The organism is Rhizobium leguminosarum, from assembly GCF_010668065.1.
In the GTDB taxonomy this organism is placed as follows: domain Bacteria; phylum Pseudomonadota; class Alphaproteobacteria; order Rhizobiales; family Rhizobiaceae; genus Rhizobium; species Rhizobium leguminosarum_S.
In genome coordinates, this window is record NZ_WUEN01000007.1 from 235,913 (window position 1) to 260,786 (window position 24,874).

Genomic DNA, 24,874 nt, shown 5'->3' on the forward strand with positions numbered 1-24,874 from the left:
ACTGGAAATCAGACCGCTGCCGGCTCGTGATGGGTTAGCCGTTCCTCGATGCGCTGCAGCGAGCCGAGGGCGAAGAAATCGTCGAAGGAGGCGATCGGAACCTGCTCGGTCAGCTTGGTCACGAATTCGTCCGAACCAAGTTCCTCCTCGATCGCCTCCACTTCAGCCGAAAGCGGCCGGTCGACCGTATAGAAATCCGCATGTTTGCGCACGACCTCGTAGAGCATGGCGGCGACACCCTTCGGTTCATCGCCGAGAATGTCGATCGCCTGGGCAGACAGCAGCGCCTCGAGGGCTGCGAGACGCTTCAGCGCCCGCATCTGCCGGTCGAAGCGTTCGATGACGAGCGGCAGGAAGGCTGCCTCGTCCTCCAGCCCGGCTGCGACGACCAGCGACTGGGCCGACACGGGATTGGACATCGACAGCACGCGCGAGAAGATCTCGCCGGCAAGTTTGATGATCGGCCCGAAACCGGTGGCGATCCGCCCCGGCGGCACGAGATTGACCGGCAGGTCGCGCCGTTGGCCATTGCCGAGAATGACGCAGCGGTTGAAGGCGTTGCGCGCCGCATGCGCCATGCAGAGCGCGGCCGATTCGAGCAGGATCGTCACATCGAGCGGCAGCGAGCCCCCCGACGTCATCACCCGGCCTTCGACCACGACCGGATTGTCGTCCGAGCGCCCGGTGGCGGCAAGGATCTTGTGTCCGGTCGATAAAAGGTTTTCGATCACCGCGCCGAACACCTGCGCGATCATCCGCAGGCTGAGCGGATCCTGCACATGCGTTGCGACGGGCCAGTTCCATTCGTCGGAGGCATTGCAAAGCCAGGCACCGATCAGCGCTTCGCGCGCCGTTCCGACATGCCGGACCGCCTTCCAGGGATCGCGGGAGGCGCCAAGCGCGCCGGCCGCCATCATCGCCGTCGCCAGCAGGACGCGGATCGAGGCCGCGGCGTTGCGCGTCGTTTCCGCTGCCGAGGCAAAGCTCACCGCATTGATGCTGAGCGAAGCGAGGCTGTCGCGCGGCGCCATCCGCATCGGTTCCAGCCCGGCCGCCTGGAAAGCCTCGGCCGCCTGCATCCGGTTGCCGCGATAGATCGCTTCGCCGACGCCGGTCAGCACAGCGCCGATCTGTCCCATCAGGCCGATATCCGCACAGCCGATCGAGCCGGTACGGCGCACGACCGGGATGAGATCGGCCTCGAGCATCCTGATATAGGCTTGGATCAGCTCCGGCGTGCAGCCGACCTGGCCGGTCAGCGCCGTGTTGATACGGATCGCCATGGCATTGCGCACGATATTGCAGGAAAAGGGGGTGCCGGTGCCGAAATGATGGGCGCGCACCAAGCCGAGATTGAAGGTGTCGAGTTCGTCGGCCGACCACTCCACATCCTTCATGGCGCCGACGCCTGTCGTCGAGCCGTAGACGGGCATGCCGGAGGCAATCGCATCCTCGACGACCTCGCGGGCGATCGCGATGCGGGCCATGCCTGTCGCCGAAGCCGAAACCGCAGCCTTGCCCGCCCCGATCGTCACCATCTCGGCAAAACCGAGCGGTCGTCCGGAAAGTTCGATGCCAGGGCGTTCGTGCTTCATGTGCCATATCTCCCTAGAATGGGATGATTTTAGGCCGATCGGCCCAAAATCTGAATCCCGTTCTAAATTAAAGAGTCAGAGCATGATGTCGCTCACACTTTTCGGCATCATGCTTTGAAGACGAGACTAAGCGAGCCCTCCGTCACATGGGATATCCCAAATGCCGAACACAGCATGTTTTTGGCAGGCGGATCAGCTCAGCATCCAGGCAATATAGACAAGCGTCAATGCGATGATCCACAGCGCAATCTTGGCCGAACGGTTGTGCCGCGCTTCGGCCTTGCCGATCGCCTCCGCCGTCTCAGCATCGAAACGTAAGCCGTGCTCGCTCATATGCAGCAGCTGATGGTGGAATTTTTCGGTCTTCGCTGCGATTTCCGGCACGGCTTCGGCGAGCTTGACCGCCGCCTTCAGCCCGTCCTTGAGATCGGTGGCGATCCGTTTCGGTCCGAGATTGGTGCGGATCCAGTCACCGACGACGGGCTCGGAGGCCTTCCACATGTTGAAGCGCGGATTGAGCATGCGCGATACGCCTTCGACCACGACCATGGTCTTCTGCAGCATCACCAGCTCCGGCCGCGTCTCCATGTCGAAGAGCTCGGTCACTTCGAAAAGCAGCGTCAGCAGCTTGCCCATCGAGATCGTCTCGGCCGGCTGCCCGTGGATCGGCTCGCCGATTGCCCGGATCGCCTGGGCGAAGCTTTCGACATTGTGGTGACCGGGCACATAACCGGCCTCGAAATGCACCTCGGCAACCCGGATATAGTCACGGGTGATGAAGCCATAGAGGATTTCGGCGAGGAACCGCCGCTCCTTCTTGCCCAGCCGCCCGACGATGCCCATGTCGACGGCGACGATCATGCCATCAGCATCGACGAAGAGATTGCCCGGATGCATGTCGGCATGGAAGAAGCCGTCGCGCAGCGTGTGGCGCAGGAACGATTGGATCAGCGTATCGGCGAGCACATTGAGGTCGTGGCCCGCCGCGCGTAGACCCTCGACATCGGACATCCTCGTGCCGTCGATCCACTCCATGGTGATGACGTCGCGCCCGGTGCGTTCCCAGTCGACCTTCGGCACGCGGAAACCCGGGTCCTTTTCGGTGTTTTCGGCGATCTCGGAAAGAGCTGCCGCCTCCAGGCGAAGATCCATCTCCACCTTGGTCGTCTGCTCCAGCGTCTTCGTCACCTCGACCGGCCGCAGCCGCCGGCTGGATGGCAGGAAACGCTCCTGCATATGGGCAACGAGATACATCGCCTCGATGTCATGGGCAAAGCGCTGGCGCACGCCGGGGCGCACGATCTTGACGGCGACCTTCTTCCGGCCCTCGGCGCTATCGACCTCGGCCGGATGCACCTGCGCGATCGAGGCGGCGGCGATCGGATCGCCGAAGCTCGCATAGAGTTCGCTGATCGGCCGTCCGAGCGAGCCTTCGATATTGGCCTTGGCGGCGGCCGAGGGAAAGAAGGCCATCCGGTCCTGAAGCTGCGATAGGTCGTTGGCGAATTCGACGCCGACAACATCCGGCCGCGTCGCCAGGAACTGCCCGATCTTCACATAGGACGGACCGAGCCGCTCGACAGCCTGTGCCAACCGGTCGCTGCGCTTCTGATGCCGCGCCTTGCTTCGCTCGAAAATCGTGACGAAGGATTTGGCGAGCGCGACCGGAGGCGGCAGCCCTTCGGAAGGAAGGGCTGACACGACACCCTCACGCACGAGCACCCAGCCGACGCGCCAAAGGCGGAAATATGCGCCGAAAGTACTCATGTTCTGTTTGATTCTCGCGCGACGCTATTCGAAAACCGCTCTACACTTTTCGGCGTCATGCGTCAGAGCTTCCAGCCGGAATGGAGTGCGGCGATGCCGCCGGTATAATTGGTGAAGGTGACGCGCGAAAAGCCGGCCTGGCGGATCATTGCCGCGAAATTCTCCTGGTTCGGGAACTTGCGGATCGATTCCACCAGATATTGATAGGGTTCGGCATCGCCGGTGATCGCCTTGCCGAACTGTGGAATGGCATTGAACGACCAGGCGTCGTAGATCTTGTCGAGAAGCGGCATATCGACTTCGGAAAATTCCAGCACCAGCAGCCGCCCGCCGCGCTTCAAGACGCGATAGGCCTCAGACAGCGCCGCATCGATCCTCGGCACGTTGCGGATGCCGAAGGCGATCGTATAGGCGTCGAAGCTGCCTGTCTCGAAAGGCAGTTCCTCGGCATTCGCCTCGACGAAGGTGAGATTGCCGGAAAGCTTCTTCTTTTCCGCCCGCTCGGCGCCGACGCCGAGCATCGAGCCGTTGATGTCGAGCACCGTGGCATGCGCCTGTCTGCCCGACGCCTCGACGATGCGGAAGGCGATATCACCCGTGCCGCCGGCAACGTCGAGGACCTTGTAGCCAGGCTCCTTGCGCGGGTTCAGCGCCGAGATCATCGCATCCTTCCAGGCGCGGTGCATGCCCATCGACATGACGTCGTTCATGATGTCATAGCGCTTGGCGACCTTGTGGAACACCTGGTTGACCAGGCCCTGCTTCTCGCCGTCAGGCACCTCGCGGAAGCCGTAGGAGGTCTTCATGCCGCCATCGGCGGAAGTGCGGCTTTCTGACATCAGACTGCTCCGTTCCTGAGATTCAGGCGCGGCGGCCATAGCGAAAGACCGCGCGCGACGTTATCACTGGGCCGCGTTTTCCGCGGCACACTGGCGCTATAGCGCACATCGTCGTCGGTTGAAACACGTTAGAGATAGATGGGTTAAGATGCCGGAATTGCCAGAAGTCGAAACGGTGAAACGCGGCCTGACGCCGGCGATGGAGGGCACGCGCGTCACCAGGCTGGAGCTGCGCCGCGGCGATCTGCGCTTCCCCTTTCCCGACGCTTTCGCAGACAGGGTTTCCGGCCGCACCATCGTCAGCCTTGGCCGCCGCGCCAAATACCTGCTGGTCGATCTCGACGACGGCAACACGCTGATTTCGCATCTCGGCATGTCCGGTTCCTTTCGCATCGAGGAAGGTGCAGCCTCCGGCATGCCGGGCGAATTCCACCATGCCCGCTCGAAGGACGAGAAGCACGATCACGTCGTCTTCCATCTGCAAGCGGCCAGCGGCCCCCGCCGCGTCGTCTACAACGATCCGCGCCGTTTCGGATTCATGGATATGGTGGGACGCGCCGATCTCGCCGCCCATCCCTTCTTCCGCGATCTCGGCCCGGAGCCGACGGGAAACGAGCTCAGCGCCGCCTATCTGGCCGAACGCTTCCGGGACAAGGCGCAGCCGCTGAAGAGCGCGCTGCTTGACCAGAAGAACATTGCCGGTCTCGGCAATATCTATGTCTGCGAAGCATTGTGGCGTTCGCATCTTTCGCCGATCCGCGCCGCTGGCACGCTGGTGACGGCGACTGGCCGGCCGAAGGCACAGCTCGACCTGCTCGTCACCTCGATCCGCGACGTCGTCGCCGACGCGATCGCCGCCGGCGGATCATCGCTGCGCGACCATATCCAGACCGACGGATCGCTCGGCTATTTCCAGCATTCCTTCTCCGTCTATGATCGCGAAAGTCAGGCTTGCCGCACGCCCGGCTGCGGCGGTACGGTCGCCCGCATCGTCCAGGCGGGCCGCTCCACCTTCTATTGCGCCACCTGCCAGAAGTAAGCCTGCCAGACGTTAAGAGTGAGAAACCGGGAGAACAGCATGGCCTATGAGACCCTGATCGTCGAAACCCGAGGCAATGTCGGCCTCGTCACGCTGAACCGCCCGCAGGCGCTGAACGCGCTGAACTCCACCGTCCTGAAGGAACTGAAAGAGGCCTATGCCGCCTTCCACGCCGACGAGACGGTCGGGGCGATCGTGCTGACCGGTTCCGAGCGCGCCTTTGCTGCCGGCGCCGATATCAAGGAGATGCAGCCGCTCCAGTTCGCCGATATCTATAAGAGTGATTTCATCAGCGGCTGGGATGAGGTCGCCAAGGCACGCAAGCCGGTGATCGCTGCGGTCAGCGGTTTTGCGCTCGGCGGCGGCTGCGAGCTCGCCATGATGTGCGATTTCATCATCGCCTCGGAGACGGCGAAGTTCGGCCAGCCGGAAATCACCCTCGGCGTCATTCCCGGCATGGGCGGCTCGCAGCGGCTGACGCGCGCCGTCGGCAAGGCGAAGGCGATGGATCTCATCCTGACCGGCCGCATGATGGATGCGGCGGAAGCCGAACGATCGGGACTCGTTTCGCGTGTGGTCGCGCCCGAACGTCTGCTCGACGAGGCTTTTGCCGCAGCCGAAAAGATCGCTTCGCTGTCGCGCCCCTCGGTGATGATGGCCAAGGAGGCGATCAACCGCGCATTCGAGACGACGCTGGAGGAGGGCTTGCGTTTCGAGCGCCGCCTGTTTCACAGTCTCTTTGCCACGGACGACCAGAAAGAAGGCATGGCGGCCTTCGTCGAGAAGCGCAAACCTGCTTTTACGCACCGTTGAATGCTTTTAGGCGCTTGCCGGTGGTAAAGCTTGAAAATCCGCGTTGACGTGGGCCGGCTTTAGAGTTATATGCCCGCCCACGGTTCGGAAAGCCGGTTTGGTTTTCCGCGATTGCTCCCGCATTGCTGGATTTTGTGGCCGCAAGGCCCGCGGTAATGGCGGAGTTTGTTCGAATTCTTGAGAGAGGCATCCATGGCCAATACAACTTCGGCGAAAAAAGCGACCCGCAAGATCGCCCGCCGTACCGACGTCAATAAGGCTCGTCGCTCGCGCGTTCGTACTTTCGTTCGCCAGGTCGAAGAGGCCATCGCATCCGGTGACGCCGCCAAGGCGAAGGAAGCTTTCCTGGCTGCTCAGCCCGAGCTTGCCCGCGCCGCCAGCAAGGGTGTGCTGCATTCCAACACGGCATCGCGCAAGGTCTCGCGTCTGGCTGCTCGTGTGAAGGCTCTTTCGGTCACCACGACCGCGTAATCTTCCGTTAAGGACTTCTTCTTTATGATTAGCCCGGTAATTTTACCGGGCTTTTTCGATTCAACCGATCGGCCCCTGCATGGTTAATCTCACGACTATTTCGTGTCAGTGCCATGACAGGAAAAAGTGTGTAGAAACAATAGCTTGCGCAAGGATGCTTTTGCACCGCGCGACTCTGCCCCAAGCTTCCGGGACCACAGGCGAGTCAAGAGGATTTTATTTTTTTTTCTTTCAATGCGTGTCAAAATAGCCCGAACGGGGAATCTCTTTGATTCAACTGCGATTCTTTTTTGACGCTGGTGTGACGCCCGAAAAGGGTAGGCGGAGTCAATGGCCGCTTCTTAATTTTGCGTAAAATTCATCGTTGATATTGCCTTTTGATCCTGCCTAAATGGCTTTTAACAAAGGGCGCGGACATCACCTGCAGGGGCTCGGTCTTAACTGCCACGTCGGCAGGGCGATGAGTTTGTGCCTTTTGTTACGGAGCTTGCGCTTCCGTTTTTTCAAGCACTCGACGGATTTGGGCCGTAACGTGGCTGTTACGGAGCGGGGATGTTTTGTGCCTTCAGTGGCCACACGTTTAAGGCGAGGTCGCCGGAGAAGGTTAAAGTAATATTGCGTTCGGGTTGGTCGGCCGAATACGAGGTTCGACCGCCAGCCTGACACGGAAAGCCGATGAAGGTTGCCGCATGAATGCGGCCCCTGCAACGGAGTTCTGCGTCGGTCCCGTTGAGGGGCCAGTGTTTTGAGTGAACCGGCAGGCGAGCGGCTCATGAGGATCCGTCAGCCCGCCAAAGCGGGGAATGATCGGGCGGCCGTTTTAGCGGATGCCGCCCGGTGGAATTGAAAGGCGGCATTATGCAGATGAATACGATGACGACGGGCGGGCTCGACAATGGGGATGCGGCACCGCAGACGTTCGGCTCCATTCGCCTCGAAGTGGGCGAAGCAAAGGCGGAAATGAAGCAGAGCATTTTGTTTGAGCGCGTCAGCGCGCGCTTGAAGGCCCAGGTCGGTCCTGACGTCTATGCCAGCTGGTTTGCCAGGCTGAAGCTGCATTCGGTCTCGAAGAGCGTGGTTCGCCTTTCGGTTCCCACGACCTTCCTGAAGTCGTGGATCAACAATCGTTATCTCGATCTCATCACCGGTCTGTTCCAGGCCGAGGATCCGGAAATTCTGAAAATCGAAGTCCTGGTGCGCACGGCAACGCGCCACGGCACGAAGGCGCTCGATGAGGCGGTCGCGCCGGAACCAGCCGCCCCCACGCAGATGCGTCGCCCGACAAGCGCGCAGCCGGCCGGTCAGGCCGTCCAGCAGGCGGTTTCGGCTGTTGCCGCCGCAAGGCCAGCAAGCTTTGGCTCGCCGCTCTTCGGTTCGCCGCTCGATAGCCGCTTCACCTTCGACACCTTCGTCGAAGGCAGCTCGAACCGGGTCGCACTTGCGGCTGCAAAGACGATTGCGGAAGCTGGTCAGGGCGCCGTGCGCTTCAACCCGCTCTTCATCCATTCGACCGTCGGCCTCGGCAAGACCCACCTGCTGCAGGCGGTCGCCAATGCCGCGGTGCAGAACCCGCGGGCTCTGCGCGTCGTCTATCTGACGGCCGAATATTTCATGTGGCGCTTCGCCACCGCGATCCGCGACAATGATGCGCTGACGCTGAAGGATTCGCTGCGCAACATCGACCTCTTGATCATCGACGACATGCAGTTCCTGCAGGGCAAGATGATCCAGCATGAATTCTGCCATCTCCTGAACATGCTGCTCGACAGCGCCAAGCAGGTCGTCGTTGCCGCCGACCGTGCGCCCTGGGAGCTGGAGTCGCTCGACCCCCGCGTTCGCTCGCGCCTGCAGGGCGGTGTGGCGATCGAATTCGACGCGCCGGATTACGAGATGCGTCTCGAAATCCTCAAGCGTCGCCTTGCTGTCGCCCGGCTCGAAGATCCCTCGCTCGAAATTCCGGCCGAACTGCTCCAGCACGTCGCCCGCAACGTCACGGCCAGCGGCCGCGAACTCGAAGGCGCCTTCAACCAGCTGGTCTTCCGCCGCTCCTTCGAGCCGAACCTGTCGATCGAACGCGTCGACGAACTGCTCGCCCATCTGGTCGGCTCCGGCGAGCCGCGCCGTGTGCGCATCGAGGATATCCAGCGCATCGTCGCAAGGCACTACAACGTTTCGCGCCAGGAACTGGTGTCGAACCGCCGCACCCGCGTCATCGTCAAGCCGCGCCAGATCGCCATGTATCTGTCGAAGACGCTGACGCCGCGCTCCTTCCCGGAGATCGGCCGCCGGTTCGGCGGGCGCGATCACACGACCGTGCTGCATGCCGTGCGCAAGATCGAGGAGCTGATTTCGGGAGACACCAAGCTTTCGCACGAAGTCGAGCTTCTGAAGCGCCTGATCAACGAATAATCGACGAGTTTTCCCGAAAAATCCACGGCCGGAAGCGATTCCGGTCGTTTTCCTTTATAAGTTTTTTATTCTATACCTCCGGCGCATCCAGTGCATGTCAAAGACTGAAGCGCCAAAACGGCGCGTGGGAGGAATGAATGAGTTTCGAAAAGATCGCCGTTCTCGGCCTGGGCAAGGTCGGACGGCTGGCGGCGACGCTGTTGCATGAAGGCGGCTTCGAGGTCATCGGGGTCGACGCGCAATTGCCGCTGAGCGACGTCCCCTTCAAGTGCCGCACCGGCGATATCTCCGACCCGCAAGTGATCGGCGAACTGCTCTCGAATGTCGAGGCGGTGCTCTCCTGCCTGCCCTATCATTTGAACATCGAATTGGCGCGCGCCGCCCATCTTGCCGGCATTCATTATTTCGATTTGACCGAAGACGTTCCCACAACCAATTTCATCATCGAGCTGTCGAAGACCGCCCGCGGCCTGATGGCGCCGCAATGCGGCCTGGCGCCGGGTTTCGTCGGCATCGTCGGCGCAAGCCTGGCCGACGGCTTCGATCGCTGCCGGTCGATCCGCATGCGCGTCGGCGCCCTGCCGCAGCATCCGACCGGGCTGCTGGGCTATGCCTTCAACTGGTCGCCTGAGGGCGTCGTCAACGAGTATCTGAACGACTGCGAGGTCATCGAGGGCGGTGTGCGCAAGCTCGTCTCGCCGATGGAATGGCACGAGACCGTCTATGTCGGCGGCGTCAAGCTCGAAGCCTTCACGACGTCGGGCGGCCTTGGCACTATGTGCGACACGATGCTCGGCAAGATTGACAATCTCGATTACAAGACCATGCGTTATCCCGGCCATATGGAGTTGATGAACTTCTTCTTCCACGAGCTGTTGATGCGCGATAAGCGCAAGCTCGCCGGCGAGATCCTGACCAATGCCAAGCCGCCGGTTGAAGACGATGTCGTCTATGTCCATGTCGCCGCCGAAGGCACCGAGAATGGCAGCCTGCGCCGCAAGGAGTTCGTGCGCGCCTATTACCCGATCGAGATTGCCGGGGCGCGCCGCACGGCGATTGCCTGGACGACGTCAGCCTCCGTCGTCGCCGTCATCGAGATGGTCCGCGACGGTCTGCTGCCGGCGACCGGCTTCCTGCACCAGGAGCATATTCCGCTGGAGATGTTTTTGAAGACACCGACCGGCAGCCTCTTCAAGGCGGGCGCGACAAGCCACGGCTGAGACATGCCTTCTTGCGCGGCGGCAATATCGATGCCGCCGTGCCGCAAATCCAGCCCGCCGCGTCAGCAGGCGAGATCGGCGACGACGGAATCGAGGATCAGCATGCCTGATGGCGTGCAGCGCAGGCGTGAATTGCCGATCCGCTCGATGAATTTGTGTTCGAGCAGGAATTCCTCGCGTTTCGGGTCGAGGTCGCGGCCCGAAAGCTGCTGCCAGCGGGCAAGATCGACGCCTTCCCTCAGCCGCAGCCCCATCAGCAGCAGCTCGTCGGACTGTTCCTCGAAGCCGAGCCGCTCCTCGTCGAGAATGCCGTGCCCATCACGCTCGACCATCTCGAGCCAGGTTTCCGGCTTGCGCTCGGTCGCCGTCGCGAGCTTCTCGGGGCCACGCGTCAGCCGGCCATGGGCGCCCGGGCCGATGCCGGCATAATCGCCGTAGCGCCAGTAGGTCAGGTTATGCCGGCTTTCGGCCCCCGGCCGGGCATGATTGGAAACCTCATAGGCCGGCATGCCCTCGCGCGCGGTGATCTCCTGCGTCGCCTCGTAGAGCAGTGCCGATTGCTCGCCATCCGGCACGATCAGCTTGCCGGCCTTGTGCAGGCCGTAGAAGGGCGTGCCCTCCTCGATGGTCAGCTGATAGAGCGAAAGATGGTCGACCGCATAGGAGATCGCCTCCTTCAGTTCCTTTTCCCATTCCTCGACCGTCTGCTCCGGCCGGGCATAGATCAGGTCGAAGGACATGCGCGGAAAGATGTCGCGCGCCAGCCTTATCGCCTTCAGTGCGTCGGCGACATCATGCAGCCTGCCGAGGAATTTCAGATCCCGGTCGTTCAGCGCCTGCACGCCGAGCGAGACGCGATTGACGCCGGCCGCCCGATAGCCGCGGAACCGTTCGGCCTCGACGCTCGAAGGATTGGCCTCCATGGTGATCTCGATGCCATCTGGCACATGCCAGTGCCGCGCAATGCCGTCGAGAATGGCCGAGACCGTTTCCGGCTTCATCAGCGAGGGCGTGCCGCCGCCGAGAAAGATGCTCGTCACCGTCTTCGGCCCGCTGATCGCCCGGACCGCCGCCATCTCCGTCAGGAAGGCGGCCGTATAACGCTCCTGATCCACCGGCTGATGCCGCACATGGCTGTTGAAGTCGCAATAGGGACACTTCGCCGCGCAGAAGGGCCAATGCACATAGACGCCGAAGCCCGGCTCGCCGGTATCAGGCAGCAGAGCCGCGTCGCGCGAGGTGCTTGGCGTGTCGAAATTGACCACGGACCGACTCTATGCCTCCAGGCAGGTTTCGACAAAGAGTTTGAAGGCGCGGGCCCGGTGCGACAGCGCTTGCGGCTTGCCGACGTTCCAGCCGTGTTTTTCCTCGCCGCTCATTTCGCCGAAGGTGATGTCGTAGCCCTCAGGCTGGAACACCGGATCGTAGCCGAAGCCCTGGGTGCCGCGCGGCGGCCAGACGACGCTGCCTTCCACCTCGCCGCGAAACAGCTCCGTATGCCCATCCGGCCAGGCGAGGCAGAGCACGCTGATGAAGCGCGCCCTGCGCTGTTCGGGCTTTGTCGCGCCGGCATCCTGCAGCGCCTTTTCCACCTTGGCCATCGCCATGTCGAAATCGCGCGTGCCGTCTGCCCTCTCCGCCCAATTGGCGGTGTAGACACCGGGATCGCCGCCGAGTGCATCGACCACCAGCCCGGAATCGTCTGACAGCGCCGGCATGCCTGAGGCATTGGCTGAGGCGATTGCCTTGATCGTCGCATTCTCCTCGAAGCTCGTGCCCGTCTCATCCGGTTCGACGAAATTCAGTTCGGCGGCCGATTTGGCGGTGAAGCCGAGCGGCCCGATCAATTCCTGGATCTCGCGGATCTTGCCGGCATTGTGGCTGGCGACGACGATGGTCTTCGTTTCAAGCTTGCGCATTCAGATGTCCTGTTCGATGCCCCAGATTTTAGCCTCCGCGCATTCCAGGCTGTTGCCATCAGGATCGCGGAAATAGATCGAGCGACCGCCGTTCGGCCAGCGCACCTCGGATTCGATCGCAACGCCGGCCGCCGTCAGCCGTTCGGCCATGGCATCGATATTGCGGCCGGACACCCGGAAACAGGCATGGCCTTGGCCGCTCGTGCCGTGCGGCGGCACCTGCAGTGCTTCAGGCGCCGGCGGCTTCACCGTTTCCTTAGGATTGAAGATCAGGAGAACGCCAGGCCCGCAGCGGAAGAAGACATGCCGGTTGGCGGCCCGCGCGATCTTTTCAAGCCCGAGAACGTCTTCGTAGAACGTCTCGGCCTTATCGAGATCCCGCGCATAGAGCGCCGTTTCCAACATGCCTTCCAGCATGGGGTTCATCCTTCGACGGCTTGCTTCTGCAGCGCCACGAGTTCGCCGATGCCGTTTCTGGCAAGCTGCATCAGAGAGGTGAATTCGCCCTCGCTGAACGGCGTGCCTTCGGCCGTGCCCTGAATCTCGACGATCCCGCCGGTGCCCGTCATGACGAAGTTCGCATCGGTCTCGGCCGAGGAATCCTCAAGGTAATCGAGATCGATCACCGGCTGGCTGGCGAAGATGCCGCAGGAGATGGCGGCGACATGATCCTTTAGGACCCGGTCGACCTTGATCATGTTGCGGCTTTCCATCCATTTCAGGCAGTCGTAAAGCGCGATCCAGCCGCCGGTGATCGAAGCGGTCCGCGTGCCGCCATCGGCCTGGATGACGTCGCAATCGAGCGTGATCTGCCGCTCGCCGAGCGCCTGCAGGTCGACGACGGCGCGCAGCGACCGACCGATCAGCCGCTGGATTTCCTGGGTGCGGCCGCCCTGCTTGCCGGCGGCGGCTTCGCGCTTCATGCGTTCCCCGGTCGCCCGCGGCAGCATGCCGTATTCGGCCGTGACCCAGCCCTTGCCGGTATTGCGCAGCCATGGCGGCGCCTTTTCTTCGAGGCTCGCGGTGCAGAGCACATGCGTATCGCCGAACTTCACCAGGCAGGAGCCTTCCGCATGCTTGGAAAAATTGCGCTCGAACGAGACCTTGCGCATCTGGTCGATTTTTCTGCCTGAAGGCCGCATTCTCATCTCCTGGGGTTTATTTGACCGCTTCTACGATTGGCGGCGCTCATTTGCAAATTCCCTTTTGCCACGGGTGTTAGTTTGACTTACTTTTCGGGAAGTATCATCAGCACGGGTTCGAAAGCTTCATGGGCATCAGGTCGACGTCGGTTTCGGATGCCGTAGCTGCGCTGGACGAGCGCTCCAGGGAAATTTTTCGTCGCATCGTCGAAGGTTATCTGGAAAGCGGCGAGCCGCTCGGTTCACGCAACCTGTCCCGTATCCTGCCGATGTCGCTGTCGCCGGCCTCGGTGCGCAATGTCATGAGCGATCTCGAAGAGCTCGGCCTGATCTATTCGCCGCATGTCAGCGCCGGCCGGTTGCCGACCCAGATCGGCCTGCGCTTCTTCGTCGATGCCTTCATGCAGGTCGGTGACCTCTCGGCCGAGGAACGCGCCAACATCGACCGCCAGGTGCGGGTCGAAAGCGGCGGCAATCCCGTCGAATCGATGATGAACGAGGCCAGCCGCATGTTATCCGGCATTTCGCGCGGCGCCGGCCTCGTCATCACCTCGAAAAGCGATCCGGTGCTGAAACATGTCGAGTTCATCCGGCTCGAACCGACAAAGGCGCTGGCCGTGCTCGTCGGCGATCACGATCAGGTGGAAAACCGCATCATCGAGCTGCCGGCAGGCGTCACCTCCTCGCAGCTGACCGAAGCGGCGAATTTCCTCAATGCCCATATGTCCGGCCAGACCCTGCCGGAGCTTCGCAAACAATTAAGCCGGCTGAAAGACGACGTTCGTCACGAACTCGATGCCCTGTCGCGCGATCTGGTCGAGCGCGGCATTGCTGTCTGGGCCGGCAGCCCGGACGAGGGAAAGCCCACCCAACTGATCATCCGCGGCCGCGCCAACCTGCTCGAAGGCCTCGCCGGCGCCGAGGATCTCGACCGGCTGCGCCTGCTGTTCGACGATCTCGAGAAGAAAGACAGCCTGATCGAGATCCTCAATCTCGCCGAAAGCGGTTCGGGCGTGCGCATCTTCATCGGTTCGGAAAACAAGCTCTTCTCGCTGTCCGGCTCGTCGCTGATCGTCGCGCCCTATCGGGACGACGACGATCGCATCGTCGGCGCCGTCGGCGTCATCGGCCCGACGCGGCTCAATTATTCGCGCATCGTGCCGATGGTGGACTATACGGCCCAGCTCGTCTCCCGCCTTTCGCGCAATCAGCTTTGACGCGCAGCTATCAGTCACGCGGAATTTTCGCTTCTTTGTCACGCAGACTTGATTTTTTTCGGTCAAACCTCGATATCGGGCGCATCTGAAGACACCAACCGGAGACCGTCATGACCGATGACACGACGAAAAACGGACCTGACGCAACTGCGGCGGATGCCGCAGCCGACGCTACCGCCTACGTCGAGAACGAAACTGCGCAGCAAGAGCCCGCCCAGCCGGACCCGATCGAGCTTCTGAAAGCCGAAAACGGCGAACTGCGTGACCGCTATCTGCGCCTTGCTGCCGAGATGGACAATCTGCGCCGCCGCACCGAGCGTGAGGTGAAGGATGCCAAGTCCTATTCCGTCGCGGGTTTCGCGCGCGACATGCTCGCCGTCTCGGATAATCTGCGCCGCGCGCTCGATGCCATCGCTCCGGAGACCAAGGCTACGGCCGATGCCGGCCTGAGCACGCTGATCGAGGGTGTCGAAATGACCGAGCGCGCCATGCTGTCGGCTCTCGAGCGCCACGGCGTTCGCAAGCTGGAGCCGGTTGGCCAGAAGTTCGATCCGAATTTCCATCAGGCAATGTTCGAGGTGCCGAACCCGGAGGTGCCGAACAATACGGTCGTCCAGGTCGTGCAGGCAGGCTTCTCCATCGGCGAGCGCGTGCTGCGCCCGGCCATGGTCGGTGTCGCCAAGGGCGGCCCGAAGCCGGCCGAAGCCGAAACCAACTCCGTCTTCGACGAAAAAGACGCCTGAGATCGTTTCCTTCCTCCTTGCGAGGAAGGAAACCGAAGTTTTAGATGCGGGCGAAGCGTTCGATCAGCAGATCGAAGAAGCCCTCCGCATCGACATGGCGCATGACCCTGGCATTGCGCTTGCGCTCGGTCACATGCCACCAGTCGACGACCGTCATGCCGACGGTAAGTTCGGACTGAACCTCGATCTCGACATTGCAGTCCCGGCCCTGGAAAAGCTCCGGCTTCAGCAGATAGGCGACGACGGTCGGGTCGTGCAGCGGCCCGCCGTCGGAACCGTATTTCTCGATGTCGAACCGTTCGAAGAATTCCAGCATCTCGACCATGGCCTTTGCCGGCGCCGTGCCGATCTCGGCCATGCGCTTCACCCGGTCCTTGCGGGTCAGCAATTGATGCGTCACGTCTAGCGGCATCATCACGATCGGAACGCCTGAGCGGAAGACGATATCGGCGGCCTCTGGGTCGACATAGATGTTGAATTCGGCCGCCGGCGTGATGTTGCCGCCCTCGAAAAAGCCGCCGCCCATCATCACCAGTTCGCGGATGCGGGGGACGATGTCGGGCGCCTTCTGGAAGGCCATGCCGATATTGGTGAGCGGCCCGAGCGTGCAGACCGTCACCGTTCCTTCCGGCTCGCGGCGCAGCGTCTCGATGATGAAGTCGACAGCATGGCCGGGCTGCAGCGCCATTGTCGGTTCGCTGAGTTCCGGACCGTCGAGGCCGGTTTTGCCATGCACATGTTCGGCGGTCACCAGCTTGCGGGCGATCGGCGCGTCGGCGCCGGCGAAAACCTTCGTCTCCGTCCGGCCGCAGAGCTCGCAGACGATGCGCGCATTGCGGCTGGTGAGCGAAAGCGGCACGTTGCCGGCGACCGTCGTGACCCCCAGCACCTCCAGCTCATCGGGGCTGCCGAAGGCAAGCATGATGGCGGCCGCGTCGTCCTGGCCGGGATCCGTGTCGATGATGATCTTTCTTGCGCTTGCCATTCCGATCGTTCCATCCTCGCACTGCGTGTTATCGGGCATGCACCGATTTCTTCACGTCCCGTCACAAATCAGCACAATCCGCGCGGGCATGTTTTGATGCGAGGCAGCAGGCGCTTTGTCAAGGAAAGAGCCTGACGCCAGCTTAAAATTGAGAAGGTGGTGCCGACACGTCGCGCCCTATGCCTTGCAGCGCCGGGCTCCTCTCCCCATATTGGCGGCATCCGGATGCTGCCGTTAAGGTCCGGGATGGTCGCTTGCATCAAGGACTTGAAACGAGATGAGCCGCATTACCCCTTTCGCCAGCCCGCTGCTTCTGGGCTTCGATGCCATGGAAAAGACGCTGGAGCGCATTTCCAAGGCAAGTGACGGATATCCACCTTATAATATCGAACGCATCGCCGCCGACACCGGCGCGCCGGAACGTCTGCGCATCACCCTTGCCGTGGCCGGCTTCAGCGAGGAGGAACTCGATGTCTCCATTGAGGAGAATCAGCTTGTGATCCGCGGCCGCCAGGCCGAACAGGGTGAACGGGACTATCTTTATCGCGGTATCGCCGCCCGTCAGTTCCAGCGTACTTTCGTTCTTGCCGACGGCATGCAGGTGCTCGGCGCCGGCCTGAAGAACGGTCTGCTCTCCGTCGATCTAATTCGTCCGGAACCCGCGCGCATGGTCAAGAAAATTAACATTTCGGTCTCACAGTAGCACAACGGTTTGTCGAACCGTTGGTCCCTTCTCCCGGAGGAACAGGAATGTTGATGAAAGAAGCCACGTCTCACTTGACCAAATCCGAGCTTGCCCACATCGGCAACGGCGAGGTCGCCTATATCAGAAAAATGCGGACCGATGAGGTCGCCAAGTGCTTTCCCGAGGCGCCGGATATCGATCCGAACGTCGATCTCTGGGCACTCTTCGGCGCCGACGGCACGCCGATCCTTTTGACGGACAACCGCTCCAGCACCTTTTTCAAGGCTGCCGAGGACGAATTGAAGACGGTCAGCCTGCACTGACCGTCAAGGCCATTTGAGCCTTGATTGAGATCTCCTGTGCGTGACAGGGTTTCCTTAAGCGAACCGGACCGCCGTTCTCGCGCGCGCCTTTGCCGCGACCTCTTCGCGATCACGAGGAGGTTGAGACGTTTCCAGCGAATCGAGCAGCTCGCGGGCACATGCCGCGATCGAACTGACCGCGTGCTCGAATGCGACCTCGTTGCGCTTCGACGGTTTGGTCGTTCCGCTCACCTTGCGCACGAACTGGAGCGCGGCATCGTGGATCTCGTCGTCCGTCGCTGGCGGATCGAAATTGAACAGGGGTTTTATATTTCGGCACATGACTTGCTCCCGGTCATTTTCTCTCTTCCATTGAGAGGAGGCTGGCCAGCACAGAAAATAGTCGCGTGAGCGCCAATGGCAACCGGTTCAACGGCGGAACTCTCCGCGTCGCAAGTGAGGGCGCTCTGATCCTTCAGTTCAGCCTGTTGTCGTTGTCGGCTTTAGCTAAAGCGTGGCAAGCGAATCTGAAAGGTCGCGACGCGCTTTAGGCCATCCTTCGGCACGGAAATCCGTCACGCCAGCGTCCCGCGCGCCGAAGAACATCACGGGCGCGTTCGCCGACTTGCCGGCAGCCTCAGATTTTCCTGAAGGTCAGATAGGCCGAAGACCGGCCTTCGCGCCGCGCCTTGGCCTCGTAACGTGTGCTCGGCCAGCCCTCATAGGGGGTCAGCCAACCCGCTGCATTGTCGGCTATCCAGTCGAAGCCGCCATGGTCGCGGCATTTGATCAGCGTCCAGTTTACATAGGTGTCGATGTCGGAGGCGAAGCAGAACAGGCCGCCGGGCTTCAGCACGCGATGAAAGCGGTCGAGATTGGTTTTCGAGACGAAACGCCGCTTCCAGTGCTTCCGCTTCGGCCAGGGATCGGGATAGAGCAGATCGATCTGATCGAGTGAGCCGTCCGGCAGCCAGTCGAGCAGCTGCGTCGCATCGTCATTATACACGCGGATATTGGTGGCACCCGTCTCGCCGATGCGCGACAGCAGCTTCTGCATGGAATTGACGAAGGGTTCGACACCGATGAAGCCAGTCGAAGGCCTCTCCAGCGCACGGTGGATCAGATGCTCGCCGCCGCCGAAACCGATTTCCAGCCGCAATCTTTCGACCGGAACCGGGAAGAGGGAAGTCAGCGGCTCCGGGGGAGCCGCTGTAAGATCGATCAGGAATGCCGGCAACAGACTGTTCAGCGTCTCGGCCTGCTGTTCGCGCAGGGCCTTGCCCTTGCGGCGACCGAAGAAGGCTTCGGTCGCCCGGCCGCGGCGTTCCATATCCGTCATGCTTTATCTCAGGCCTTCACGCTTTCCTTGAGCGCCTTCACGAGGTCGGTGCGCTCCCAGGAGAACGAGCCGTCGCGGCCGGCCTTGCGGCCGAAATGGCCGTAAGCGGAGGTCTTGGCATAGATCGGCTTGTTGAGGTCGAGATGGCGGCGGATACCGGTCGGCGAAAGGTCCATGTTCTTGCGGATAGCCGCTTCGATCTGATCCTCGGTGACCTTGCCGGTGCCATGCAGGTCGACATAGATCGACAGCGGCTGGGCGACGCCGATCGCGTAGGAGATCTGGATCGTGCAGCGGTCGGCAAGGCCGGCGGCGACGACGTTCTTGGCAAGATAGCGGGCGGCATAGGCGGCCGAACGGTCGACCTTCGTCGTGTCCTTGCCGGAGAATGCGCCGCCGCCATGCGGAGCGGCACCGCCGTAGGTGTCGACGATGATCTTGCGGCCGGTGAGGCCCGCATCGCCGTCCGGTCCGCCGATGACGAACTTGCCGGTCGGGTTGATGTACCACTTGCAATCGTCGGCGATCTTCAGTTCGCCGAGCGCTTCGCGGATATAGGGCTCGACGACGGCGCGGACCTTGTTCGAATCCCAGCTCTCGTCGAGATGCTGGGTCGAAAGCACGATCGAGGTTGCTTCCGACGGCTTGCCGTCGACGTAACGCACGGTCACCTGGCTCTTGGCGTCGGGGCCGAGCTTGGCGACCTCGCCGTCGCCCTTCTTGCGGGCAACTGCGAGCAGCTGCAGGATCTTGTGGGAATAATAGATCGGGGCCGGCATCAGGTCCGGCGTTTCGCGGCAGGCATAACCGAACATGATGCCCTGGTCGCCGGCGCCCTCGTCGCCCTGCTGGTCGGCGGCGCTGTCGACGCCCTGCGCGATGTCGGCCGACTGCGAGTGCAAGAGCACGTCGATCTTTGCCTTCTTCCAGTGGAAGCCGTCCTGCTCGTAGCCGATATCCTTGATGGCGCGGCGGGCGGCGGCCTTGAACTTCGAAGGATTGATGACGTCCTTGCCGTCCTTGTCCTTCTTCATCAGGCTCGGCGGCAGGCGAACCTCGCCGGCAATGACGACGCGGTTGGTCGTCGCCAGCGTTTCGCAGGCAATGCGCACGCCCCACGGATTGACGCCGGTCTTGGCCGCTTCGCGGTAGACCAGATCGACGATCTCGTCGGAGATGCGGTCACAGACCTTGTCCGGATGACCTTCGGCAACAGACTCGCTGGTAAAGAGATAATTCGCGCGCATTTCGGGATTCCCCTCAAAGAATAAAAGCCAGCTAGTAGGTACTCAGTTCGAGGGCCGATGACAAGCGCAGAAGGACATAAATATATCTTTATATCTGCGGCAAAGTGACAAATTCTGCCCCAAAAACGCAAAAAAGGCGGCCTTTCGACCACCTTTCGAATTCTGCACTGGTCTTGGTTCAGTCGGCGTCGGCTTCAGCGGCCAGGGCTTTCACCAGCTCCACGACCTTGCGGCGAACCTTGGGATCGGAAATCTTGACGAAGGCGCGATTGAGCTGCAGTCCTTCCGAGGACGACAGGAAATCGACGACGTAATTCGAGCTGGAGGCTTCCATGCCGCCGCCGGCACTGGAATGTTCGCCGGGCGCGTCCTCGAAGAAAAACGACACCGGAACATTGAGGATGTTCGAGATGTTCTGCAGGCGGCTTGCGCCGACGCGGTTGGTGCCCTTTTCGTATTTCTGGATCTGCTGGAAGGTGATACCAAGGCTTTCGCCAAGCTTTTCCTGGCTCATGCCCAGCATTGTACGGCGGAGGCGAATACGGCTGCCAACATGGATGTCGATCGGATTCGGCTTCTTCTTGTTTTCAATCATGGTCGTGCCCTAGCTAAGAATTTCAACCTGTTTCTAACCGGCATGCCCCTGATCCATCCCAAAACGCCACGTTGCAAGCGGTGAGGAACCCACCTTCAAACATACGTTAAGAACGCCGATTGACATCACTATGCAATTTTAGGGGTTTTTGGTCAATTCAACCCGGAAATAAAACCTCTGCGAGAAATTAGCGCAATCAAAATCAGCAGCGCCTCGGTCAACCAGAAGTATGTTTGCCGGGGGAATGTCGTTCCGACTCCATCGCTGATGCTATCGAGCGTTGCATCGACGAAGCCGGTTTCTCCAAGACCGAGGCCCGCAATAATTTCCCCATGCGCATTCACCAGCGCTGAAATGCCGCTATTGGCGTCGCGAATCAGCGGCAGGCCGGTTTCAACAGCCCGTACCCGCGCCTGCTGGAAATGCTGGTAGGGGCCGGGCGTCGTGCCGAACCAGGCATCATTGGTGATATTGAGGATCGCGTTGGCGTCTTTTATGTCACCGGTCATTTCGCCGGGAAAAATGATCTCGTAGCAGATCAGCGGATAGAGATTGAGCCCGCCGGGCAGCGTCAGCAAGTGCCGGCTTGCCGCGGCCGAAAAGCCGCCCGGAATCTCGACGACGTTCTGGATGCCGAATTCGGTGAGCACGTCCTCGAAGGGCAGATATTCGCCGAAGGGAACCAGATGCACCTTGTCGGACGCGGCGATGATCTGCCCGCGGCCATCGATCACGTAGATGGAATTATAGTAGCGCGGCGGCGTGCCTGGTCCCATCTCCTCGGCGCGTACGGCGCCGGCGATCAGGATCTGATTGTCGTCGAGCGTATCGGCAATCCGCGTCAGCGCATCCTGATTGTCGGTCAGGATGAAGGGGATCGACGTTTCCGGCCAGACGATGATATCGGGCTTGCGCCCGCCATTCTTCGGCGCTTCGGCCGAGAGCTTCAGATGCGTCTCGAAGATCGCGGCGCGGTCGACGTCGTTATCCATTTTCTCTGTCTGGTCGATCGCCGGCTGCACCAGCCGCACCACCGGCCGCTTGTCCTCAGGCAATGTGTCCGGCCGCGGCGCGAGATGGAGAGAATAGGCGCCATAACCGAGATGGGCAGCAAATAGCAGGACGGCGAGGGCGATGCCCGGTCGCGCGCCCTGCCGTGTCCCGGCAAGGGCAGGCGCAGAAAAGACGAAGACGGCAAGAGCCGTCACGCCCATCGCCCCGATCACATGCGCCGACTGCATCATCAGCGGAACCGGCATGATGCCGTAGCCGATGGCGTTCCAGGGAAAGCCGGTGAGGATCACGCTTCGAAGCCATTCCATCAGCCCGAAGCCTGCCGCAAGCGCGGCGATCCGCCCCATGCCATCAGACCAGAAGATGCGGGCAAGGGCCGCCGCCAGGCCGTAGAAGATCGCAAGACAGGCCGGCAGCCCGAGGATTGCCAGCGGCAGCGCCCAGGCAAATTCTTCCTGATCGACCAGCAGCGCATGGCCGAGCCACCAGAGGCCGGCGACGAAATAGCCGAAGCCGAACAGCCAGCCGGTGGCAAACGCCGGCCACAGCCTGCCGATCAGGCCGCTTTCAGGCGATGCCGCCGCCCCGTCGATCAGCCAGACGAGCAGCGTGAAGGAAACGAACATCGCCGCGAAAAAGCCGATAGGCGGCAGCGCCAGAACCGCGAATGCCCCGGCGGCGATAGCCAGCAGCGACCGTTTGAAACCCCAGACGAGGATAACCCTGTCCGCAAGCCGCTCCATGCGCACTCCCATCAAACCGCGAATCAACCCATTCGCAGTCTTTCAAAAAAGCGGCTCTTTGTCCCGTCAGTTGGGGCCTGTCAGTTGGCGGTCGATTTCGCCGGCCGATCGTCGCCGGTCTCGGAGCCGGGAGCGGCGTCGCCATCCGCCTTGGCGCGGCGGCGAACCGCGTGGCGCTTGCGGGTGATGCGCAGCCGCTTGATGCGGCGCGGATCGGCGTCGAGGATGTGGAATTCGAAGCCCGGCAGCGCCTGGACGACCTCGCCGCGCACCGGGATGCGGCCGAGTGCGGAGAAGATCAGGCCGCCCAGCGTATCGACCTCGTCGACCTGCTCGCTGATGTCGAAATCCGGCCCGATCGCTTGGGCGATCTCTTCCAGCTCGACGCGGGCGTCGGCGATGAACATGTCCTCGGCGACGCGCTTGAACATCACCTCTTCGTCGTCATGTTCGTCGTCGATGTCGCCGACCACCATTTCGACGATGTCTTCATGCGAGGCAAGCCCGTCGGTGCCGCCATATTCGTCGATGACGAGCGCCATCTGCGTGCGGTTCACCTGCATCCGGCGCAACAGGTCGGACGCCAGCATCGACGGCGGCACGAACAGGATCTTGCGGATGATGCCGGCCTCGGCCAGCGTCTTTTGCAGGTCGACGCGGGCGAGATCGAGATTCTGCTTGGCCGAACGCGCGGTCTTCTGGATGTTTTCAGGGGCAACCTCGATCGCCGGCACGACGGCGGCCGGTTTCGTCGGGCCGCGGCGCTTGTTGCGGGCCTGCTTGGCGACATAGGAGAGCAGGTCGCGGATATGCACCATGCCGCGCGGATCGTCGAGCGTATCGGCATAGACAGGCATGCGTGAGCGGCCGGATTCCTCGAAGAGGATCATCAGTTCGCCGATGGTGATGTTCTGGTCGACCGCCTCGATATCGGCGCGCGGCACCATCACGTCGGCGACGCGCACCTCGCGAAAGCGCAGGATGTTGTTGAGCATCGCCCGTTCGTCGGGCGAAAAGGCGTCGTCGCCGGCCGCGTCGGTCATCAGCGCGTCGGCGAGATCCTCGCGCAGTCGCGAGCCCTGCTGCGGGCGAAGGATGCGCGCGGCGCGCGACCAGAAGGATTGCGATCGGCCGGATGGCCGACTACTACTGCCTGCCTCGTCCGAAGAGGAGGATGGCTCGGAGTCCTTGGCGTCTGCCGCCGGCTTCGTCGTAAAGTCGCTCATGGTTCCATTTTAAGGTCTTGACCCTCGTAGGGATCAGATAGGCCGAGCTGCGCCAAAATGCGAGTCTCCAACCCCTCCATAATTTCGGCTTCGGCACTATTCATATGGTCGTAGCCCAGAAGATGCAAGAAACCGTGCACCAGAAGATGGGTCAGGTGGTCGTCGAAACTCTTTTCGAGCTCGGCCGCTTCCCGCTCCAGCGTCTCCCGGGCGATGATGATGTCGCCGAGCATCGGGCCGGGCATCTTGCCGGGCTGAACCGGAAAGGCCGGAAAGGAGAGCACGTTGGTCGCCTTGTCCTTGCCGCGCCATTCGGCGTTGATGTCCTGGATCGAGGCATCGTCGGTGAAAACGAGCGAAACCTCGGGCGGCATCGTCGGGAAAGGCTGCTTCTCGCTGTCGCGGAGATAGACCACGGCGGCACCGAGCACACGTTCGCAAAACGACAGCAGCGTCTCCTCGCCGGGCCAGCCGATGTCCTCGACGCTGATCTGGATGTCGAGTTCGGCCATTAGCCCTGCCGGCTGACGTCTTCGGCGACGGCATAGGTGGAATCATAGGCCCTGACGATGCGCCCGACCAGCGGGTGGCGGACGACGTCGGTATCCGTGAAGCGCACGATCGAGATGCCTTCGACGCCGTTCAGAAGCTGCAAGGCCTCGACGAGGCCGGATTTGACGCCGCGCGGCAGGTCGATCTGGCTCGGGTCGCCGGTGACGATCATCCGCGCATTTTCGCCGAGACGCGTCAGGAACATCTTCATCTGCATCGACGTCGTGTTCTGCGCTTCGTCGAGGATGATGGCGGCATTGGCGAGCGTGCGCCCGCGCATGAAGGCGAGCGGCGCGATTTCGATGACGCCGGCGGTGATCGCCCGGTCGACCTTGTCGGCAGGGATCATGTCGTAGAGCGCATCATAGAGCGGGCGAAGATAGGGATCGACCTTTTCCTTCATGTCCCCGGGCAGGAAGCCGAGGCGCTCGCCGGCCTCGACGGCCGGGCGCGACAGGATGATCTTTTCGACAGCGCCGCGCTCCAAGAGCTGGGCGGCATGGGCGACGGCGAGATAGGTCTTGCCGGTGCCGGCCGGGCCGACGCCAAAGACAAGCTCGGCGCGTTCCAGCGCCCTGATATAGGCGTCCTGGGTCGGCGTGCGGGCGATGATCGTCTTCTTGCGGGTGGAAACCTGCGCCATCGTCAGCTTGGCCTTGCGCTCCATGGTCGGCAGGCTGAGCTGATCGTCGGCGGCGACCGCCATGCGGATTGCACCCTCGACGTCGGATCGTTCCACGCTGCCGCCTTTCTGAAGTTTTTCATAGAGATAGTCGAGCGTGCGTCGCGCCTGGTTGGTGGTCACGATATCGCCGGTGATGACGACCGAATTGCCGCGTGCCCGCGCATCGATGTTCAGCCGTTGCTCGAGCAGCTTGAGGTTTTGGTCGAATTGACCAAAGAGCTCGCTGGCGAACCGGTTGTTCTCGAACGTCAGGACGAAGTGATTGGTATCGCTCGGCGTGCGGGGGTGGCGCGGTGAAGAAGAAACCAATTCTTGTCCGTTCAAGCG

The 24,874-nt window shown here is 61.8% G+C and carries 25 protein-coding genes; 9 read left to right on the forward strand and 16 right to left on the reverse strand.

The window, feature by feature from the left end:
* Nucleotides 1–8: 8 nt before the first annotated feature.
* The 3 genes from GR198_RS20830 to ubiE all read right to left on the reverse strand — a co-directional run bounded on the left by GR198_RS20830 (nucleotide 9) and on the right by ubiE (nucleotide 4,201).
* On the reverse strand, nucleotides 9–1,595 hold the full coding sequence (locus tag GR198_RS20830; protein WP_164025240.1) for an aromatic amino acid lyase: 1,587 nt from the start codon (nucleotides 1,593–1,595) through the stop codon (nucleotides 9–11).
* Between the two features lie 192 nt (nucleotides 1,596–1,787).
* Nucleotides 1,788–3,362 (reverse strand): 2-polyprenylphenol 6-hydroxylase, encoded by a 1,575-nt coding sequence (gene ubiB / locus GR198_RS20835; protein WP_164069516.1) that lies wholly within the window; start codon nucleotides 3,360–3,362, stop codon nucleotides 1,788–1,790.
* Between the two features lie 62 nt (nucleotides 3,363–3,424).
* Nucleotides 3,425–4,201: a bifunctional demethylmenaquinone methyltransferase/2-methoxy-6-polyprenyl-1,4-benzoquinol methylase UbiE gene (gene ubiE / locus GR198_RS20840; protein ID WP_164069517.1), complete on the reverse strand. Its 777-nt coding sequence runs from the start codon at nucleotides 4,199–4,201 to the stop codon at nucleotides 3,425–3,427.
* A gap of 148 nt (nucleotides 4,202–4,349) precedes the next feature.
* Between ubiE and mutM the strand changes: the two genes are divergently transcribed.
* From mutM to GR198_RS20865, 5 genes are all read left to right on the forward strand, one after another.
* Nucleotides 4,350–5,240 (forward strand): bifunctional DNA-formamidopyrimidine glycosylase/DNA-(apurinic or apyrimidinic site) lyase, encoded by an 891-nt coding sequence (mutM, locus tag GR198_RS20845; RefSeq protein ID WP_164069518.1) that lies wholly within the window; start codon nucleotides 4,350–4,352, stop codon nucleotides 5,238–5,240.
* Between the two features lie 39 nt (nucleotides 5,241–5,279).
* Nucleotides 5,280–6,053 (forward strand): enoyl-CoA hydratase, encoded by a 774-nt coding sequence (locus GR198_RS20850; RefSeq protein WP_164069519.1) that lies wholly within the window; start codon nucleotides 5,280–5,282, stop codon nucleotides 6,051–6,053.
* Between the two features lie 192 nt (nucleotides 6,054–6,245).
* Complete coding sequence (rpsT, locus tag GR198_RS20855; protein ID WP_003544819.1) at nucleotides 6,246–6,524, forward strand: 30S ribosomal protein S20; 279 nt, start codon at nucleotides 6,246–6,248, stop codon at nucleotides 6,522–6,524.
* Between the two features lie 858 nt (nucleotides 6,525–7,382).
* A complete protein-coding gene (gene dnaA, locus GR198_RS20860; protein WP_131719538.1) occupies nucleotides 7,383–8,933 on the forward strand; it encodes a chromosomal replication initiator protein DnaA in 1,551 nt (516 codons plus the stop codon).
* A 137-nt stretch (nucleotides 8,934–9,070) separates the two neighbouring features.
* Nucleotides 9,071–10,153: a saccharopine dehydrogenase family protein gene (locus tag GR198_RS20865; RefSeq protein WP_003556030.1), complete on the forward strand. Its 1,083-nt coding sequence runs from the start codon at nucleotides 9,071–9,073 to the stop codon at nucleotides 10,151–10,153.
* Between the two features lie 62 nt (nucleotides 10,154–10,215).
* Here GR198_RS20865 and hemW read toward each other — a convergent pair whose 3' ends face one another.
* From hemW to rph, 4 genes are read right to left on the reverse strand one after another with little or no spacing between them, the layout of a single operon-like run.
* Nucleotides 10,216–11,418: a radical SAM family heme chaperone HemW gene (gene hemW, locus GR198_RS20870; RefSeq protein WP_164069520.1), complete on the reverse strand. Its 1,203-nt coding sequence runs from the start codon at nucleotides 11,416–11,418 to the stop codon at nucleotides 10,216–10,218.
* 9 nt (nucleotides 11,419–11,427) lie between these two features.
* On the reverse strand, nucleotides 11,428–12,072 hold the full coding sequence (gene rdgB / locus GR198_RS20875; protein WP_164069521.1) for an RdgB/HAM1 family non-canonical purine NTP pyrophosphatase: 645 nt from the start codon (nucleotides 12,070–12,072) through the stop codon (nucleotides 11,428–11,430).
* A complete protein-coding gene (locus GR198_RS20880; RefSeq protein WP_011650180.1) occupies nucleotides 12,073–12,498 on the reverse strand; it encodes a VOC family protein in 426 nt (141 codons plus the stop codon).
* Nucleotides 12,495–13,214, reverse strand: a complete 720-nt coding sequence (rph, locus tag GR198_RS20885) for a ribonuclease PH (protein WP_164069522.1) — start codon at nucleotides 13,212–13,214, stop codon at nucleotides 12,495–12,497. The genes GR198_RS20880 and rph overlap by 4 nt, the downstream gene beginning before the upstream one ends.
* A gap of 128 nt (nucleotides 13,215–13,342) precedes the next feature.
* Between rph and hrcA the strand changes: the two genes are divergently transcribed.
* Nucleotides 13,343–14,431 carry a heat-inducible transcriptional repressor HrcA gene (gene hrcA / locus GR198_RS20890; protein ID WP_003544833.1) on the forward strand — a complete coding sequence of 363 codons (1,089 nt, stop codon included), beginning with the start codon at nucleotides 13,343–13,345 and terminating at the stop codon, nucleotides 14,429–14,431.
* A 110-nt stretch (nucleotides 14,432–14,541) separates the two neighbouring features.
* Complete coding sequence (grpE, locus tag GR198_RS20895; protein WP_164025250.1) at nucleotides 14,542–15,174, forward strand: nucleotide exchange factor GrpE; 633 nt, start codon at nucleotides 14,542–14,544, stop codon at nucleotides 15,172–15,174.
* Between the two features lie 40 nt (nucleotides 15,175–15,214).
* On the opposite strand, the gene GR198_RS20900 is transcribed toward grpE, so the two are convergent.
* Nucleotides 15,215–16,159, reverse strand: a complete 945-nt coding sequence (locus GR198_RS20900; RefSeq protein WP_164069523.1) for a nucleoside hydrolase — start codon at nucleotides 16,157–16,159, stop codon at nucleotides 15,215–15,217.
* A 277-nt stretch (nucleotides 16,160–16,436) separates the two neighbouring features.
* Here GR198_RS20900 and GR198_RS20905 point away from each other — a divergent pair, with 277 nt between their 5' ends.
* Both GR198_RS20905 and GR198_RS20910 read left to right on the forward strand, forming a co-directional pair.
* Nucleotides 16,437–16,862 carry an Hsp20 family protein gene (locus GR198_RS20905; RefSeq protein ID WP_131719544.1) on the forward strand — a complete coding sequence of 142 codons (426 nt, stop codon included), beginning with the start codon at nucleotides 16,437–16,439 and terminating at the stop codon, nucleotides 16,860–16,862.
* Nucleotides 16,863–16,909: 47 nt separating this feature from the next.
* On the forward strand, nucleotides 16,910–17,167 hold the full coding sequence (locus GR198_RS20910) for a DUF1150 family protein (RefSeq protein WP_003544838.1): 258 nt from the start codon (nucleotides 16,910–16,912) through the stop codon (nucleotides 17,165–17,167).
* A 54-nt stretch (nucleotides 17,168–17,221) separates the two neighbouring features.
* Here GR198_RS20910 and GR198_RS20915 read toward each other — a convergent pair whose 3' ends face one another.
* From GR198_RS20915 to GR198_RS20950, 8 genes are all read right to left on the reverse strand, one after another.
* Nucleotides 17,222–17,488 (reverse strand): DUF2277 domain-containing protein, encoded by a 267-nt coding sequence (locus GR198_RS20915; protein ID WP_011650185.1) that lies wholly within the window; start codon nucleotides 17,486–17,488, stop codon nucleotides 17,222–17,224.
* Nucleotides 17,489–17,783: 295 nt separating this feature from the next.
* Nucleotides 17,784–18,485 (reverse strand): tRNA (guanine(46)-N(7))-methyltransferase TrmB, encoded by a 702-nt coding sequence (gene trmB, locus GR198_RS20920; RefSeq protein ID WP_164069524.1) that lies wholly within the window; start codon nucleotides 18,483–18,485, stop codon nucleotides 17,784–17,786.
* 8 nt (nucleotides 18,486–18,493) lie between these two features.
* Nucleotides 18,494–19,732 carry a methionine adenosyltransferase gene (gene metK, locus GR198_RS20925; RefSeq protein WP_018485328.1) on the reverse strand — a complete coding sequence of 413 codons (1,239 nt, stop codon included), beginning with the start codon at nucleotides 19,730–19,732 and terminating at the stop codon, nucleotides 18,494–18,496.
* A 178-nt stretch (nucleotides 19,733–19,910) separates the two neighbouring features.
* The gene (locus GR198_RS20930) at nucleotides 19,911–20,327 is read right to left on the reverse strand and encodes a helix-turn-helix domain-containing protein (protein ID WP_003544853.1); all 417 of its coding nucleotides are present in this window, start codon (nucleotides 20,325–20,327) and stop codon (nucleotides 19,911–19,913) included.
* A gap of 152 nt (nucleotides 20,328–20,479) precedes the next feature.
* Nucleotides 20,480–22,084: an apolipoprotein N-acyltransferase gene (lnt, locus tag GR198_RS20935; RefSeq protein ID WP_164069525.1), complete on the reverse strand. Its 1,605-nt coding sequence runs from the start codon at nucleotides 22,082–22,084 to the stop codon at nucleotides 20,480–20,482.
* Between the two features lie 80 nt (nucleotides 22,085–22,164).
* Entirely contained in the window at nucleotides 22,165–23,310 is a 1,146-nt protein-coding gene (locus GR198_RS20940) for a hemolysin family protein (protein WP_029873917.1), read from the reverse strand.
* Entirely contained in the window at nucleotides 23,307–23,822 is a 516-nt protein-coding gene (gene ybeY / locus GR198_RS20945) for an rRNA maturation RNase YbeY (RefSeq protein ID WP_029873916.1), read from the reverse strand. The genes GR198_RS20940 and ybeY overlap by 4 nt, the downstream gene beginning before the upstream one ends.
* Nucleotides 23,822–24,871: a PhoH family protein gene (locus tag GR198_RS20950; RefSeq protein ID WP_003544862.1), complete on the reverse strand. Its 1,050-nt coding sequence runs from the start codon at nucleotides 24,869–24,871 to the stop codon at nucleotides 23,822–23,824. The genes ybeY and GR198_RS20950 overlap by 1 nt, the downstream gene beginning before the upstream one ends.
* Nucleotides 24,872–24,874: the final 3 nt, after the last annotated feature.

Bases quoted from the DNA above. Each gene is read 5' to 3' on its own strand.
- GR198_RS20830 (WP_164025240.1), bottom strand. From the start codon at position 1,595: ATGAAGCACGAACGCCCTGGCATCGAACTTTCCGGACGACCGCTCGGT.
- ubiB (WP_164069516.1), bottom strand. From the start codon at position 3,362: ATGAGTACTTTCGGCGCATATTTCCGCCTTTGGCGCGTCGGCTGGGTG.
- ubiE (WP_164069517.1), bottom strand. From the start codon at position 4,201: ATGTCAGAAAGCCGCACTTCCGCCGATGGCGGCATGAAGACCTCCTAC.
- mutM (WP_164069518.1), top strand. From the start codon at position 4,350: ATGCCGGAATTGCCAGAAGTCGAAACGGTGAAACGCGGCCTGACGCCG.
- GR198_RS20850 (WP_164069519.1), top strand. From the start codon at position 5,280: ATGGCCTATGAGACCCTGATCGTCGAAACCCGAGGCAATGTCGGCCTC.
- rpsT (WP_003544819.1), top strand. From the start codon at position 6,246: ATGGCCAATACAACTTCGGCGAAAAAAGCGACCCGCAAGATCGCCCGC.
- dnaA (WP_131719538.1), top strand. From the start codon at position 7,383: ATGCAGATGAATACGATGACGACGGGCGGGCTCGACAATGGGGATGCG.
- GR198_RS20865 (WP_003556030.1), top strand. From the start codon at position 9,071: ATGAGTTTCGAAAAGATCGCCGTTCTCGGCCTGGGCAAGGTCGGACGG.
- rdgB (WP_164069521.1), bottom strand. From the start codon at position 12,072: ATGCGCAAGCTTGAAACGAAGACCATCGTCGTCGCCAGCCACAATGCC.
- GR198_RS20880 (WP_011650180.1), bottom strand. From the start codon at position 12,498: ATGAACCCCATGCTGGAAGGCATGTTGGAAACGGCGCTCTATGCGCGG.
- rph (WP_164069522.1), bottom strand. From the start codon at position 13,214: ATGCGGCCTTCAGGCAGAAAAATCGACCAGATGCGCAAGGTCTCGTTC.
- hrcA (WP_003544833.1), top strand. From the start codon at position 13,343: ATGGGCATCAGGTCGACGTCGGTTTCGGATGCCGTAGCTGCGCTGGAC.
- grpE (WP_164025250.1), top strand. From the start codon at position 14,542: ATGACCGATGACACGACGAAAAACGGACCTGACGCAACTGCGGCGGAT.
- GR198_RS20900 (WP_164069523.1), bottom strand. From the start codon at position 16,159: ATGGCAAGCGCAAGAAAGATCATCATCGACACGGATCCCGGCCAGGAC.
- GR198_RS20905 (WP_131719544.1), top strand. From the start codon at position 16,437: ATGAGCCGCATTACCCCTTTCGCCAGCCCGCTGCTTCTGGGCTTCGAT.
- GR198_RS20910 (WP_003544838.1), top strand. From the start codon at position 16,910: ATGTTGATGAAAGAAGCCACGTCTCACTTGACCAAATCCGAGCTTGCC.
- GR198_RS20915 (WP_011650185.1), bottom strand. From the start codon at position 17,488: ATGTGCCGAAATATAAAACCCCTGTTCAATTTCGATCCGCCAGCGACG.
- trmB (WP_164069524.1), bottom strand. From the start codon at position 18,485: ATGACGGATATGGAACGCCGCGGCCGGGCGACCGAAGCCTTCTTCGGT.
- metK (WP_018485328.1), bottom strand. From the start codon at position 19,732: ATGCGCGCGAATTATCTCTTTACCAGCGAGTCTGTTGCCGAAGGTCAT.
- GR198_RS20930 (WP_003544853.1), bottom strand. From the start codon at position 20,327: ATGATTGAAAACAAGAAGAAGCCGAATCCGATCGACATCCATGTTGGC.
- lnt (WP_164069525.1), bottom strand. From the start codon at position 22,084: ATGGAGCGGCTTGCGGACAGGGTTATCCTCGTCTGGGGTTTCAAACGG.
- GR198_RS20940 (WP_029873917.1), bottom strand. From the start codon at position 23,310: ATGAGCGACTTTACGACGAAGCCGGCGGCAGACGCCAAGGACTCCGAG.
- ybeY (WP_029873916.1), bottom strand. From the start codon at position 23,822: ATGGCCGAACTCGACATCCAGATCAGCGTCGAGGACATCGGCTGGCCC.